Raw genomic sequence first — 12,833 nt, forward strand, 5'->3', positions numbered from 1 at the left:
AAATCAGCTTTTAGCAAGCGTCCTTGCCTGAGTATATTCCTGGGGTACTGCAAGCGGCAGCAAATCATTGCGCCATCACTGTCGGGAATAGCTTAAACAGCGGGAGCGTCGCCGCTCTTGGGCTCAGCGCTCGGCAGCTCAGTGCTGTGCTTGCGCTTGTTGCCCATGCGTACGCCGATGTCCATCAGGAACTGGAAGAAACCTTCCTGATCTTCCAGCACATTGCTCCAGAACGGCGAGTGGTACAGCGCAACGGCGCCATGTACCAATGCCCAGGCGGCGCAGTAGTGGAAATACGGCGGTACGTCTTCCAGCTTGCCTTCGCTGATGCGGCCCTTGATCAGCAGGGTGAGGCGCTCGAAGTTCGAGGCGCGGATCTTGTGCAGCTCCTCGACCATTTCCGGCACCTGATGCCCCTTGACCACCTTTTCTTCCAGGCGGTCAAACAGGCGGTAGCGCTGCGGGTCACGCATGCGGAACTCGAAATAGGCGCGTGACAGCGCCTCCTTGTCCTTGTCCACATCAGCCGAATGCAACAGCTCGTTCAAATCGCGCTCGTAGTCGAGCATCAGCCGCAGGTAGATCTCGGCCTTGGATTTGAAGTGTTTGTAGATCGTGCCTTTGCCGATACCCACGGCATCCGCAATCATCTCGACGGTGACGCTGTCTTCACCTTGTTCGAGGAACAACTTGAGCGCGGTGTCGAGAATTTCCTGCTCACGGCGGCGAAACTCACGGACCTTACGGGGTTCTTTGTGCATGAGGAAGAGGTCTGCAGAGGTCGGAATTAGGGAGGGTTACGCAGGGCCACGGATACGTGGCGATACGATTTACCCGATGCGAGGGATTATCCCGACTGAACGGTCGTTGGGCAACGCCTATGTGAACCCACCGCGCACTTTAGTTTCAGCGCGCCAACGAATGGCCGGGTATCAGTCAGAAATAATACGCAACAACTACAGCCGTGCATCCGCTCAATGAGAACTCAAGCAAAGCGCGCGTATTCCAAATCTGTTTAAAAAACGACCAATCGCGACTGGACTGAATCGGATACTGATCAATACTTGAACTGTCGGCGTGACATCTCCCCCAAGTGACGCGTCGACCTGGGTACCGACGGACTGTGTGCCCTTGTTTTACTCCTAATGGTCTTAGCCCGGATTCACCCCCCAGAACCCGGGTTTTTTTTGCCTGCGATTTGGTCGCCTCAACCGGCCACGTGCGCCAGCGGAAACAGACGCTTGAAGTTCTCGGTGGTCTGCTCGGCAAAGCGCTCAACGGATTCGCCGCGCAGCATCGCCAGGTAATCGGCTACATCACGCACGTATTCCGGCAGGTTTGGCTTGCCGCGATGGGGAATCGGCGCAAGATAAGGCGAATCCGTTTCCACCAGCAGGCGGTCGGCCGGCACCTGACGCGCCACGTCACGCAAGGCGTCGGCGTTGCGGAAGGTGACGATGCCCGACAGGGAGATATAGAAACCCAGGTCCAGCGCGGCCTTGGCCATGTCCCAGTCTTCGGTAAAGCAATGCAGCACGCCGGCCTGGGGCAAGGCAGCTTCGCGCAACAGCGTGAGGGTGTCAGCGCGAGCGCCTCGGGTGTGGACGATCACGGGTTTGCCAGTCTGCCGGGCCGCTTGCAGGTGCAGGCGGAAGGAGGCTTGCTGCAGCTCGGCGGCTTCAGGCTCGTAGTGGTAATCCAGGCCGGTTTCGCCAATCGCCACCACGCGTGGGTGGTTGAGCTCGTTCAAGAGCCAATCCAGGGCCGGCGCTTCACCCGGCTTGAGGTCCAGCGGGTGGATACCGACCGAACAATCGACATCGGCATATCGATCAGCCAAGGCTTTGACGTCGGCGGCATTCTCCGCGCTCACGCCGATGCACAGGAAGTGCCCTACCCCACGCTGGCGTGCCGCTTCCAGGGCAGCGTCGAGGGAGCCGCCGTGCTGGGCGAGGTCGAGGCGATCAAGGTGGCAGTGGGAATCTACGAGCATAGGAAAGTACGACTTAATTCATGGAAAGTGTCTGGCCAACGATACACCCGTCGGCCACGGAAATTAACGCCGGCCGAGCAAACCCACCCACTGCACCAGCAGTGCTTCGAGCAACAGCACGCGGTTGAGGTTGGCTTTGCCGAGGACTTTCTGGCGCTGGGCCAAAATCCAGTCCTGGATGTTCAGCACCTTGTCCTGCGCACTTTTTTGCGCCAGGTACTGCACCACTTTGCGCATGTCCGGCAGGCCGAGGCCATTTTCGTCCTGGGTTAACTGGTAGCGCAGGATCAGGCTCGACCAGTCACAGAACCAGTCGAACAGCAGCAGCAACGGGATATCCTTCCAGGCGCCTTCGGCCAGTTGCGTGGCGGACTGTTCCTGCTTGAGCAGCTTCTTGACGCCATCCACCACGAGTGCGCGTTGCTCACGCACGCCTTGGGCCTGCAGCTTAACCGCCGCCAAGGGTGAACCGGCAGCCAGGGTCAGCAACTCGACACGCTCGTCGGCAGAGCATTCCGGCAGCGCCTGCGCCAGCCATTGCAAACTCATGGCCTCGCTCGGCAGCGGGCAGGCCTGCTGCACGCAACGGCTGCGGATGGTTGGCAACAGGCGGCTGGACTGGTGGCTCACCAGCAACAGCACGGTGTCGCCCGACGGTTCTTCCAGGCTCTTGAGCAAGGCGTTGGCGGCGTTGATGTTCATCGCCTCCACCGGTTCGATCAGTACTACTTTGCGCCCGCCCATTTGTGCGGTCTGCACCACAAAGCTGACAAGGTCACGCACCTGATCGACCTTGATCGCCTTATCGGCCTCTTCAGGTTCGAGCAGGTAGTTGTCGGGGTGGCTGCCGGCCTTGAGCAACAGACAGGATTTGCACTCGCCGCAGGCTTCCAGGTTGATCGGTTGCTTGCACAGCAGGCTGGCCATCAGGCGCTCGGCCAGGGCGCGCTTGCCGATGCCGATGGGGCCGTGCAGCAAATAGGCATGGGCATGCTGGGCGCGCCCGGCCAATTGCTGCCAGAGGCTGTCCTGCCACGGGTAGGCTTCAGCCACGGGCGCGCTCCAGAAGTTCGGGCAGCAGAGCATCGATGGCCTGCTGTACCTGCGCCAGTGGCTGGGCTGCGTCCAGTAAGGAGTAACGCGCAGGCTCAGCCTTGGCGCGCTGCAGGAACGCGCTACGGACCGCATTGAAGAATGTCGAACCTTCCAGCTCGAACCGATCCAAGCGCCCACGGGCACTGGCGCGAGCCATGCCGACTTCGATCGGCAGGTCGAACAGCAGGGTCAGGTCGGGGCGCAAGTCGCCTTGGACGAAAGCCTCCAGACTGGCGATGCGCTCAAGGGACAAGCCGCGCCCGCCGCCCTGGTAAGCATAAGTGGAGTCGGTAAAACGGTCGCAAATCACCACAGCACCCCGTGCCAGGGCCGGGCGAATCACTTCGGCCAAATGCTGGGCGCGGGCGGCAAACACCAACAGCAGCTCAGTGTCCGGGTTCATCTGTTCTTCACCTGTTGCCAGCAACACTTCACGAATGCGCTCGGCCAGCGGCGTACCGCCGGGCTCACGGGTCAACAGCACCTCGATGCCTTCAGCGCGCAAACGCTCGGCCAGGTAATCGCGGTTGGTGCTTTTGCCGGCGCCTTCCGGGCCTTCCAGGGTAATAAACAAGCCAGTCACAGGCAGTCCTTAGTCAGAGTCATTGCGGGCTTTGCGGCGCAGCGGCGTCCGGCGCTGGCTCGGCGGTTTTTTCAACCGGCGCGGCATCGGCCGGTGGTGGCGCGTCTTCCGGCGGTTTTACCGCCGGTGCCGGGCTGGAGCGATAATCGGCGCGGCGCTTGAGCTGGAACTCACGCACGGCGGCATTATGCGCATCCAGGTCATCGGAGAAAATATGGCTGCCATCGCCCCGGGCCACGAAGTACAGGCTGCTGCCGGCCACCGGGTTCAAGGCGGCATGGATCGCCTCGCGGCCGACCATGGCGATCGGCGTCGGCGGCAGGCCGGCAATCATGTAGGTGTTATAGGGGTTGGCTTCCTTGAGGTGCGCGCGGGTCAGCTTGCCGGTGTAGCGCTCGCCCAGGCCGTAGATCACCGTAGGGTCGGTCTGCAGCAGCATGCCGATTTTCAGGCGGCGCACGAACACCCCGGCGATCTGGCCGCGCTCTTGCGGCACACCGGTTTCCTTTTCTACCAGGGAGGCCATGATCAGCGCCTGGTAAGGGTCGGTATACGGTGCATCGGCGGCGCGTTGGCTCCATTCCTGGGCCAGTACATCATCCAGGCGGTTGTAGGCTTTTTTCAGGAATTCGACATCGGTCATGCCGCGCACGAAGCGGTAGGTGTCAGGAAAGAATCGCCCTTCGGGAAACACGCCAGGGTGGCCGAGCTTGTCCATCACTTCGTTGTCGCTCAGCCCCGACAGGGTCTGCACGATCTTTTCGTGTTTGGCCAACGCTGAACGCACCTGGCGGAAGTTCCAGCCTTCCACCAATGTCAGGCTGTATTGCACCACTTCACCACGCTGCCACAAGCCGATCAGGCCTTCGGCAGTCAGGCCTGGGGTCATGCGGTATTCGCCGCTGTGCAGCGGCTGGCCTTCGAGGTTGAAGCGCCAGTACAGGCGCAACCAGAAGGCGCCATCCAGCACGCCTTCGGTTTCAAGGCGATTGAAGGTGCCCGTCGGGGTTGCCCCGGCGGGTACATCCAGCAATCGTTCCTGGGTCAGATTCAGGGGCTGCTTCAGCGCAGAGTCGAGCTTCCAGGCCGAGAAGCCCAGCAGCAAGCCTGCCGAGACCAGGCTGATCTGCAGCAGTAAAACCAGTTTTCGTATCAACTCAAATTTCCAATAGCGCGCGAACAATGCCCTGCAGTTTACGGGTGAGCGGCCCAACCGACCAGCTCATCCCGGCGCAACCACGTACGGGCCAAATGCCATAAACGCTGTTGCACACGAAAACTTCGTCGGCCTGTTGCAACTGGTCCATGCTGATGTCGGCCACGGCCACCGGGATGCCCAGGGTTTGCGCCTGCGCCAGAATCTCCGCGCGCATGACACCGGCAACCCCGCAACGATTCAGATCAGCGGTTAGTAACAAGCCATTGCGCACCATAAACAGATTGCTGAACACCCCTTCGATGACGCAGCCGGACATATCCAGCATCAAGCCCTCGGCATGTTCAGCGTCCTGCCATTCGGCGCGGGCGATCACCTGTTCAAGACGATTAAGGTGCTTGAGACCGGCCAGCAACGGCTGCTCGGCCAAGCGAGTGGCGCACGCAAACAGGCGGATGCCATCGGTTGCATGGGCCAGAGGATAAGCAGCGGGCGGATTGCCCTGCAAGATACGGCGCACGGGGACGCCAGGGTTGATGCCATAGCCGCGCAGGCTGTCGCCACGGGTGAGGATCAATTTGAGTACACCATTGCCCAAGGCTGCAGCATAGGCCAGCACTTCGCTGCGGATCAGCGTGTGGTCCGCAACCAGGGCCAGGCGCCTGCAACCCGCCTCCAGGCGTTGCAGGTGGCGGTCGAGCAGCACCGGCTGCCCGGCCTTGACGGCGATGGTCTCGAACAGGCCATCGCCGTACGCCAGGCCACGATCTTTCAGGGGCACGCTGTCCGCTGGCTGACCGTCGACCCAGCTGTGCATCACTCGGCGAACCGGCGGAACACCAGGGAACCGTTGGTGCCACCGAAACCGAACGAGTTGGAGATCACCACATCGATCGGCATCGGTTGCGCTTCGTGAGGCACGAAGTTGAGGTCGCAGCCTTCGTCCGGCTCATCGAGGTTGATGGTCGGCGGAGCGACCTGATCCTTGATGGCCATGACGCTGAAGATCGCCTCGACCGCGCCCGCCGCACCCAACAGGTGGCCGGTCATGGACTTGGTGGAGCTGACCGCCAGCTTGTAGGCGTGCTCACCGAACACCGACTTGATGGCTTCGGCTTCCGCCAGGTCGCCCGTCGGGGTCGAAGTGCCGTGGGCATTGATGTACTGCACCTGGTTGGCGTTGACCTTCGCATCGCGCAAGGCGTTGGTGATGCAACGTGCAGCACCGGCACCGTCGGACGGCGGCGAGGTCATGTGGTAGGCGTCACCGCTCATGCCGAAGCCAATCAACTCGGCGTAAATGGTGGCACCGCGCGCCTTGGCGTGCTCCAGCTCTTCGAGTACCAGCGCACCGGCACCGTCGGACAGTACGAAGCCATCACGGCCCTTGTCCCACGGACGGCTGGCGCGAGTCGGCTCGTCATTGCGCGTCGACAGCGCACGGGACGCGCCGAAGCCACCCATGCCGAGGCCGCAGGCAGCCATTTCGGCGCCACCGGCGATCATCACGTCGGCTTCGTCATAGGCAATGTTACGCGCCGCCATGCCGATGCAGTGCGTGCCGGTGGTGCACGCCGTGGCAATGGCGTAGTTAGGTCCCTGGGCACCCAAGTGGATAGACAGGAAACCGGAAATCATATTAATGATCGAGCCCGGCACGAAGAACGGTGAAATTCGACGGGGGCCGGAATCGTGCAGCGTGCGGCTGGTTTCTTCGATATTGGTCAAACCGCCAATACCCGAACCCATGGCCACACCGATGCGCTCACGGTTGGCGTCGGTGACTTCCAGGCCGGCATTACGCACCGCCTGAAAACCGGCTGCCAGGCCGTATTGAATGAACAGGTCGAGCTTGCGGGATTCTTTGATCGAGAGATATTCCTCGACATTGAAGCCCTTTACCGAGCCGCCAAAACGGGTGGAATAGGCTGAAAGGTCCGTGTGTTCGATCAGACCGATACCACTGTGGCCAGCCAGAATGCCCTGCCAACTGCTCGGCACATCCGTACCCAGTGGCGACAACATACCCATACCGGTGACTACGACGCGTCTACGCGACACAGCACTCTCCTTTTTCTAATGACGACACTTTGCTTCGCAGCTTACTTTTCATCACCGCTTAAAGAAAAAACCGCACGCCGTTACAGCAGTGCGGTTTTTCCCTGACAGCAAGCGACGACTACAAACTATTACGCCTGGTGGGCAGTAACGTAGTCGATAGCAGCTTGAACAGTAGTGATTTTTTCAGCTTCTTCGTCCGGGATTTCGGTCTCGAATTCCTCTTCCAGAGCCATCACCAGCTCAACGGTGTCAAGGGAATCGGCACCCAGGTCTTCAACGAAGGAAGCGGAGTTGGTCACTTCTTCTTCTTTAACGCCCAGTTGCTCGGCAACGATTTTCTTGACGCGCTCTTCGATGGTGCTCATACCTTGTTTAACTCCTAATGGACAAATTCAGGCAGCTGGCCAGTGGGTAAGTGTATAGAAAGCCTTTTCAGCTTTTCAACTGAAAGCTTCACCCTCGTACCCGACCGACCACCTGCCTATAAATTAAGTTGCAGCTTTATAACGGATTTTAGACAGCTCGTATGACATTTTTTTGAAGCGATCCGTCACAATTTAACTCATGTACATCCCGCCGTTCACCGGGATTGTAGCCCCAGTCACGTATGCCGCACCGTCGGATGCCAGGAAAGTGACCACATTTGCGATCTCTTGAGCCTGGCCCAGACGGCCCAGCGGAATCTGGGTCAGCAAAGCTTCACGCTGAGCTTCCGGCAGTTCGCGGGTCATATCGGTGTCGATGAACCCTGGGGCCACCGAGTTGACCGTAATCGAACGCGAACCGACTTCACGGGCCAATGCACGGCTGAAACCTTCCAGACCGGCCTTGGCCGCGGCATAGTTTACTTGGCCTGCGTTGCCCATGGCACCCACTACGGAGCCAATATTGATAATTCGGCCCCAACGCGCCTTGGTCATGCCGCGCAAAACGCCCTTGGACAGGCGAAACAGACTGTTCAAGTTGGTATCGACCACGTCGTACCACTCGTCGTCTTTCATGCGCATCATCAGGTTGTCACGGGTGATACCGGCGTTGTTCACCAGAATAGCCGGTGCGCCGAACTGTGCAGTGATTTCAGCCAGCACAGCAGCAACAGACTCGTCGCTGGTCACATTCAGCTCAAGACCGGTGCCCTGTACGCCGTTTTCCTTCAAGGTGGCAGCAATACGCTCAGCGCCCGAAGCGGAAGTGGCGGTGCCGATCACAACGGCGCCTTGACGGCCCAGTTCCAGGGCGATCGCCTGGCCAATGCCACGGCTTGCGCCAGTAACCAGTGCAACTTTACCTTGCAGACTCATGCAGGCTTCTCCTAAAGGGTTTCAGGCCAGTGCCGCGCGCGCGGCAGCGAAGGCATCCGGGGTATTGAGGTTGGCAGTCGACACGCCATCGGCGCAGCGCTTGTTCAGGCCGGCCAGGACTTTGCCCGGGCCGCACTCGACCAACTCAGTGGCACCATTGGCAGCCAGGGTCTGTACCGACTCAACCCAGCGTACCGGCTTGTAAAGCTGCTCCAGCAGGTCGCGCTTGAGGGTGTCGAGGTCGGCGGCAACGGCCGCACTGACGTTCTGCACCAGCGGGATCTGCGGCGCTTGCCAATTGATGGCGGCGATGGACTCGGCAAAACGCTCGGCAGCCGGGCGCATCAGCTCGCAGTGGGACGGCACGCTCACCGGCAACGACAAGGCGCGCTTGGCACCACGGGCCTTGCAGCCTTCAATGGCGCGCTCGACAGCGGCCTTGGCGCCAGCGATGACCACCTGGCCAGGGGAGTTGAAGTTCACCGCGCTGACCACTTCGCCCTGGGCCGCTTCGGCACAGGCTTCGATCACCACAGCGTCGTCCAGGCCGAGGATAGCGGCCATGCCGCCCTGCCCGGCCGGAACAGCTTCTTGCATCAGCTGACCACGACGCTCGACCAGCTTGACCGCTTCAGAGAGGGTCAGGCTGCCGGCGGCCACCAAGGCGCTGTACTCGCCCAGGCTGTGACCGGCGACGTAGGCCGGGCGCGCGCCGCCTTCGGCCAGCCACAAGCGCCACAGGGCGATCGAGGCGGTCAGGATCGCAGGCTGGGTTTTATCGGTTTGATTGAGTTGCTCTTCCGGCCCTTGCTGGGTCAGTGCCCACAGGTCGTAACCCAGGGCATCGGAAGCTTCCTTGAAAGTTTCCAGGATCAGTGGATGTTGCGCGCCCAGCTCGGCCAACATACCGAGGGACTGCGAACCCTGCCCTGGAAAGACGAATGCGAGGGATGTAGACATGTAACAAGCCCCTAATGATCTGGTCGTCAAAAATGCTCGCACCGAAGGTGGGCGCGAACGAAACTGACAGATTGGATGGTCAATTGAACTGGCCGGTCACATTTAAGCACTCCCGGGCCGATTCGCCTAAGGCAACAGATCCTCAAGACGCCCGTGCAAGCGTTGCGGCAGGTTTTCCTGGATCTCGATCAATGCCCGCGCAATCGCACTTTGAAAGCCCTGCACACCTGCAGAGCCGTGGCTTTTTACCACAATGCCCTGCAGCCCCAGAAAACTCGCGCCATTATGCCGTGCCGGTGCCAGGTCGGCCTGCAGGCGGCGCATCAACGGTAACGCCAGCGCGCCGACCATGCGTGAGGCCAGGTTCTGCTTGAACAAGGCCTCGATACGCGTGGCAATCATGGTCGCCAGGCCTTCGCTGGACTTAAGCAGGATATTGCCGACAAAACCGTCGCACACCACTACATCCGCCTCGCCTCGGTACAAGCCGTCACCTTCGACAAAACCGATATAGTTCAAGCCCCGTGCGCCCTGCAACAAAGTCGCAGCCAGCTTGACCTGCTGATTGCCCTTGATGTCCTCGGTGCCGATATTGAGTAACGCCACACGTGGCCGGACCACACCCAACGCCTCAGCGGCCACCGAGCCCATCACCGCGAACTGGAGCAGGTGCTCGGCACTGCAATCGACGTTTGCACCCAGGTCCAGCAGCTGGCAATAGCCTTTCTGCGTCGGAATCGCCGCCACCATCGCTGGCCGATCAATCCCCGGCAGCGTCTTGAGCACATGCCGCGACAACGCCATCAACGCCCCGGTATTGCCGGCACTGACACAGGCTTGCACCTTGCCATCACGCAACAACTCAAGGGCCACCCGCATTGAAGAGTCGGGCTTGCCACGCAAGGCCGCCGCGGGCTTTTCATCCATGCTGATGGTTTCGCTGGCCGCAGTAACTGTCAGGCGCGCGCGATCCACCGCCGGATGGCTGGCAATCAGTTCTTCAAGTAGAGAATGTTGACCGACGAGGGTCAGGTGCAGCGAGGGCGTAGCGGACAGGCTGGCAATGCAGGCCTGAACAATGCTGCGGGGACCGAAGTCCCCGCCCATTGCGTCAATCGCGATGACTTGAGCAGACAAGTGATTACTCGTCAGCGCCCTTGTCGATCACTTTACGGCCACGGTATACGCCTTCTGGCGATACGTGGTGACGCAGGTGAACTTCACCGGTGGTTTTTTCTACGGACAGAGTGCTTGCCGTCAGGGCATCGTGCGAACGACGCATGTCACGGGCAGAGCGGGATTTTTTGTTCTGCTGAACAGCCATAATTGATTAACTCCTAAACGTTTGGGTCACGCTTTAACTGCGCCAATACACTGAACGGGTTGGACCGCGTTACCTCGTCCTCGCTCGGCTCGGCCTCGTCATCAAGGCCCTCCGGCTGCTGGCATTCTTCCGGATGATGAGCAGGCACAATGGGCAAGGCGAGCAAAAGCTCCTCCTCGATCAGTGCATGCAGATCCAAAGGATCTTCGCCCAGTTCCAGCACGTCATAACCTTTCGGCAACGACTGGGTATTCGCACCCTCTTTCACCACAGCATAACTGCATTCGCTGTGGATCGGCAGGGTGACCAGCTCAAGACAACGCTGGCAAACCATTTTGACTTCGGTGTCGATAAAGCTGTGGATTACCACAGACTTACGTTCATCTCGTTCAAAAACGAATTTAGCCTGCACCGTACCGACAGTGTCGGAAAGCGGGTCGCAGAGTCTCTCCAAATCGGCCAGCAGCACTTCACCTTGAAGGGTGGTGCCACGATCAGCCAATTTGCGCGGGTCAACGTGAGGTGGAATCGGGTCATTCAACATAGGCGCAGCATTATAGGGATGCACCCAGCCATGTCAAAGGAAATTCAGCCCTGTGCGTCAGCTGGTCGCCCCGCTAGAATCGGCGGCTGCCTCGAGGAGACACCCATGCTGCCTTTATTACTCGCTTCCAGCTCGGTTTATCGCCGGGAATTGCTGGCCCGCCTGCACCTACCGTTCATCTGCAGCTCGCCGGATATCGACGAAAGCCATCGCGCAAATGAATCGGCCATTGAGCTGGTCAAGCGCCTGGCGCAAGAGAAAGCCCGCGCCCTCGCCGCCAGTCATCCAGGGCATCTGATTATCGGCTCGGATCAGGTGGCCGCGCTCGATGGCCGCATTATCGGCAAACCTCATACCTTTGAAAACGCCCGCGAGCAATTGCTGGCAGCCAGCGGCAAACGCGTGAGTTTTTTAACTGGCCTGGCGCTGCTCAACAGTGAGACGGGCCACTGCCAGGTAGATTGCGTGCCGTTTACCGTGCAGATGCGCGAACTGGATGTAGAACGCATCGAGCGTTATTTGCGTGTGGAACAGCCTTATGACTGCGCAGGCAGCTTCAAGGCCGAAGGGCTGGGTGTGAGCCTGTTTCAGAGTACCGAAGGGCCGGATGCGACCAGCCTGATCGGCCTGCCGCTGATTCGACTGGTGGACATGCTCCTGGCTGAAGGCGTGCAAATCCCCTAGGCCCACCCCAAAACCACTGTGGGAGCTGGCTTGCCTGCGATAGCGGTGGGCCAGTCACTTTCAATGTCGACTGACCCGGCGCTATCGCGGGCAAGCCCGCTCCCACATTTTGAACTACGACGAAGCTGATATTTCAGCGCAGCGTCGGGCCCTGGAAGCCCATGTAGTAGGCCAGCTTCTGCGCCACACTGGCGCCGAGTTTCTTGGAGAAGCGATCAAACGGCGATTCCTGAACAGTGAAATCCACCAGTTCCTTCTCGCCAATCACATCGCGCGCCACCGAACTGGCACTGCCCAAGCCATCGATCAAACCCAATGGCAACGCTTGCTCACCGGACCACACCAGGCCGGAGAACAGCTCCGGATGGTCTTCGTCTTTCAGACGATCGCCGCGCCCCTGCTTCACGCTGGCAATGAACTGACGATGGGTGGTGTCGAGCACGCCCTGCCAGAACTGGGTTTCATCGGCCTTTTGTGGCTGGAACGGGTCCAGGAAAGACTTGTGCTCACCCGAGGTGTAGGTGCGACGCTCCACCCCCAACTTCTCCATGGTGCCGACAAAGCCGTAACCGGCCGCTGTCACACCAATGGAACCGACGAGGCTGGCCTTGTCGGCATAGATCTGGTCAGCGGCGCTGGCGATGTAATAGGCACCCGAGGCGCCCAGATCGGAAATCACCGCGTACAGTTTGATGTCCGGGTGCAGCCCGCGCAGGCGGCGAATCTCGTCATACACATAGCCAGACTGCACAGGGCTACCGCCTGGGCTGTTGATGCGCAGGATCACGCCCTTGACCTTGGGATCTTCGAAGGCTGCACGCAGGCCGCCGACGATATTATCGGCGCTGGCGGACTCCTTATCGGCAATCACCCCGTTCACGTCGATTAAGGCGGTGTAGTTGTTGCCACGGGTGGCGCTTTTTTCCATGTCCATCAGCGGGCTGAACAACGCCAGCATGGCGATAAGCCAGATAAACGTCAGCAACTTGAAGAAAATCCCCCAACGCCGTGCACGGCGCTGTTCCTGAACACTGGCCAGCAGGGTCTTCTCCAACAACTTCCAGCTTTTATCATCACCGCTTTCGGCCTTTTCGGGCGCTTTCCACTCGTCACTCATGCCATTAACCCCAGC

Annotated in this window: 15 protein-coding genes; 1 reads left to right on the forward strand and 14 read right to left on the reverse strand. The window is 60.0% G+C overall.

Annotation, left to right across the window (positions count from 1 at the left end; genetic code table 11):
* Positions 1 to 92 precede the first annotated feature (92 nt).
* The 13 genes from GIW28_RS16790 to GIW28_RS16850 all read right to left on the reverse strand — a co-directional run bounded on the left by GIW28_RS16790 (position 93) and on the right by GIW28_RS16850 (position 11,017).
* A complete protein-coding gene (locus GIW28_RS16790) occupies positions 93 to 761 on the reverse strand; it encodes a TetR/AcrR family transcriptional regulator (protein ID WP_017138360.1) in 669 nt (222 codons plus the stop codon).
* Positions 762 to 1,207: 446 nt separating this feature from the next.
* On the reverse strand, positions 1,208 to 1,993 hold the full coding sequence (locus GIW28_RS16795; RefSeq protein ID WP_138449119.1) for a TatD family hydrolase: 786 nt from the start codon (positions 1,991 to 1,993) through the stop codon (positions 1,208 to 1,210).
* 63 nt (positions 1,994 to 2,056) lie between these two features.
* Positions 2,057 to 3,046 (reverse strand): DNA polymerase III subunit delta', encoded by a 990-nt coding sequence (locus GIW28_RS16800; RefSeq protein ID WP_099548162.1) that lies wholly within the window; start codon positions 3,044 to 3,046, stop codon positions 2,057 to 2,059.
* A complete protein-coding gene (gene tmk, locus GIW28_RS16805) occupies positions 3,039 to 3,671 on the reverse strand; it encodes a dTMP kinase (protein WP_017138363.1) in 633 nt (210 codons plus the stop codon). The genes GIW28_RS16800 and tmk overlap by 8 nt, the downstream gene beginning before the upstream one ends.
* A 19-nt stretch (positions 3,672 to 3,690) precedes the next feature.
* Entirely contained in the window at positions 3,691 to 4,827 is a 1,137-nt protein-coding gene (mltG, locus tag GIW28_RS16810) for an endolytic transglycosylase MltG (protein ID WP_236447139.1), read from the reverse strand.
* A gap of 1 nt (position 4,828) precedes the next feature.
* Positions 4,829 to 5,644 (reverse strand): aminodeoxychorismate lyase, encoded by an 816-nt coding sequence (pabC, locus tag GIW28_RS16815; protein WP_236447140.1) that lies wholly within the window; start codon positions 5,642 to 5,644, stop codon positions 4,829 to 4,831.
* Entirely contained in the window at positions 5,644 to 6,888 is a 1,245-nt protein-coding gene (gene fabF / locus GIW28_RS16820; protein ID WP_017138365.1) for a beta-ketoacyl-ACP synthase II, read from the reverse strand. Before fabF ends, pabC begins: the two co-directional genes overlap by 1 nt.
* Positions 6,889 to 7,016: 128 nt before the next feature.
* Positions 7,017 to 7,253 carry an acyl carrier protein gene (gene acpP / locus GIW28_RS16825; RefSeq protein ID WP_016973676.1) on the reverse strand — a complete coding sequence of 79 codons (237 nt, stop codon included), beginning with the start codon at positions 7,251 to 7,253 and terminating at the stop codon, positions 7,017 to 7,019.
* Between the two features lie 192 nt (positions 7,254 to 7,445).
* Complete coding sequence (fabG, locus tag GIW28_RS16830) at positions 7,446 to 8,189, reverse strand: 3-oxoacyl-ACP reductase FabG (RefSeq protein ID WP_015885432.1); 744 nt, start codon at positions 8,187 to 8,189, stop codon at positions 7,446 to 7,448.
* A 21-nt stretch (positions 8,190 to 8,210) separates the two neighbouring features.
* Positions 8,211 to 9,149, reverse strand: a complete 939-nt coding sequence (fabD, locus tag GIW28_RS16835) for an ACP S-malonyltransferase (RefSeq protein WP_236447141.1) — start codon at positions 9,147 to 9,149, stop codon at positions 8,211 to 8,213.
* A 126-nt stretch (positions 9,150 to 9,275) separates the two neighbouring features.
* A complete protein-coding gene (plsX, locus tag GIW28_RS16840) occupies positions 9,276 to 10,286 on the reverse strand; it encodes a phosphate acyltransferase PlsX (protein ID WP_017138367.1) in 1,011 nt (336 codons plus the stop codon).
* A gap of 4 nt (positions 10,287 to 10,290) precedes the next feature.
* Positions 10,291 to 10,473 carry a 50S ribosomal protein L32 gene (gene rpmF / locus GIW28_RS16845; RefSeq protein ID WP_004371305.1) on the reverse strand — a complete coding sequence of 61 codons (183 nt, stop codon included), beginning with the start codon at positions 10,471 to 10,473 and terminating at the stop codon, positions 10,291 to 10,293.
* 13 nt (positions 10,474 to 10,486) lie between these two features.
* Positions 10,487 to 11,017, reverse strand: coding sequence for a YceD family protein (locus tag GIW28_RS16850; protein ID WP_005790551.1), 531 nt, complete (start codon positions 11,015 to 11,017; stop codon positions 10,487 to 10,489).
* Positions 11,018 to 11,122: 105 nt separating this feature from the next.
* On the opposite strand from GIW28_RS16850, the gene GIW28_RS16855 reads away from it, so the two are divergent.
* On the forward strand, positions 11,123 to 11,701 hold the full coding sequence (locus tag GIW28_RS16855) for a Maf family protein (protein ID WP_017138368.1): 579 nt from the start codon (positions 11,123 to 11,125) through the stop codon (positions 11,699 to 11,701).
* Between the two features lie 133 nt (positions 11,702 to 11,834).
* On the opposite strand, the gene GIW28_RS16860 is transcribed toward GIW28_RS16855, so the two are convergent.
* A complete protein-coding gene (locus tag GIW28_RS16860; protein WP_236447142.1) occupies positions 11,835 to 12,818 on the reverse strand; it encodes a S49 family peptidase in 984 nt (327 codons plus the stop codon).
* Positions 12,819 to 12,833: the final 15 nt, after the last annotated feature.

Origin of the sequence: Pseudomonas sp. PA-5-4B (assembly GCF_021606215.1) — a bacterium.
GTDB classification, from domain to species: domain Bacteria; phylum Pseudomonadota; class Gammaproteobacteria; order Pseudomonadales; family Pseudomonadaceae; genus Aquipseudomonas; species Aquipseudomonas edaphica.

What these genes read in the sequence shown, in the direction of transcription:
- GIW28_RS16795 (WP_138449119.1), bottom strand. Translation starts at nt 1,993, where the DNA reads ATGCTCGTAGATTCCCACTGCCACCTTGATCGCCTCGACCTCGCCCAG.
- GIW28_RS16855 (WP_017138368.1), top strand. Translation starts at nt 11,123, where the DNA reads ATGCTGCCTTTATTACTCGCTTCCAGCTCGGTTTATCGCCGGGAATTG.
- rpmF (WP_004371305.1), bottom strand. Translation starts at nt 10,473, where the DNA reads ATGGCTGTTCAGCAGAACAAAAAATCCCGCTCTGCCCGTGACATGCGT.
- acpP (WP_016973676.1), bottom strand. Translation starts at nt 7,253, where the DNA reads ATGAGCACCATCGAAGAGCGCGTCAAGAAAATCGTTGCCGAGCAACTG.
- GIW28_RS16850 (WP_005790551.1), bottom strand. Translation starts at nt 11,017, where the DNA reads ATGTTGAATGACCCGATTCCACCTCACGTTGACCCGCGCAAATTGGCT.
- fabD (WP_236447141.1), bottom strand. Translation starts at nt 9,149, where the DNA reads ATGTCTACATCCCTCGCATTCGTCTTTCCAGGGCAGGGTTCGCAGTCC.
- fabG (WP_015885432.1), bottom strand. Translation starts at nt 8,189, where the DNA reads ATGAGTCTGCAAGGTAAAGTTGCACTGGTTACTGGCGCAAGCCGTGGC.
- GIW28_RS16860 (WP_236447142.1), bottom strand. Translation starts at nt 12,818, where the DNA reads ATGAGTGACGAGTGGAAAGCGCCCGAAAAGGCCGAAAGCGGTGATGAT.
- GIW28_RS16790 (WP_017138360.1), bottom strand. Translation starts at nt 761, where the DNA reads ATGCACAAAGAACCCCGTAAGGTCCGTGAGTTTCGCCGCCGTGAGCAG.
- pabC (WP_236447140.1), bottom strand. Translation starts at nt 5,644, where the DNA reads ATGCACAGCTGGGTCGACGGTCAGCCAGCGGACAGCGTGCCCCTGAAA.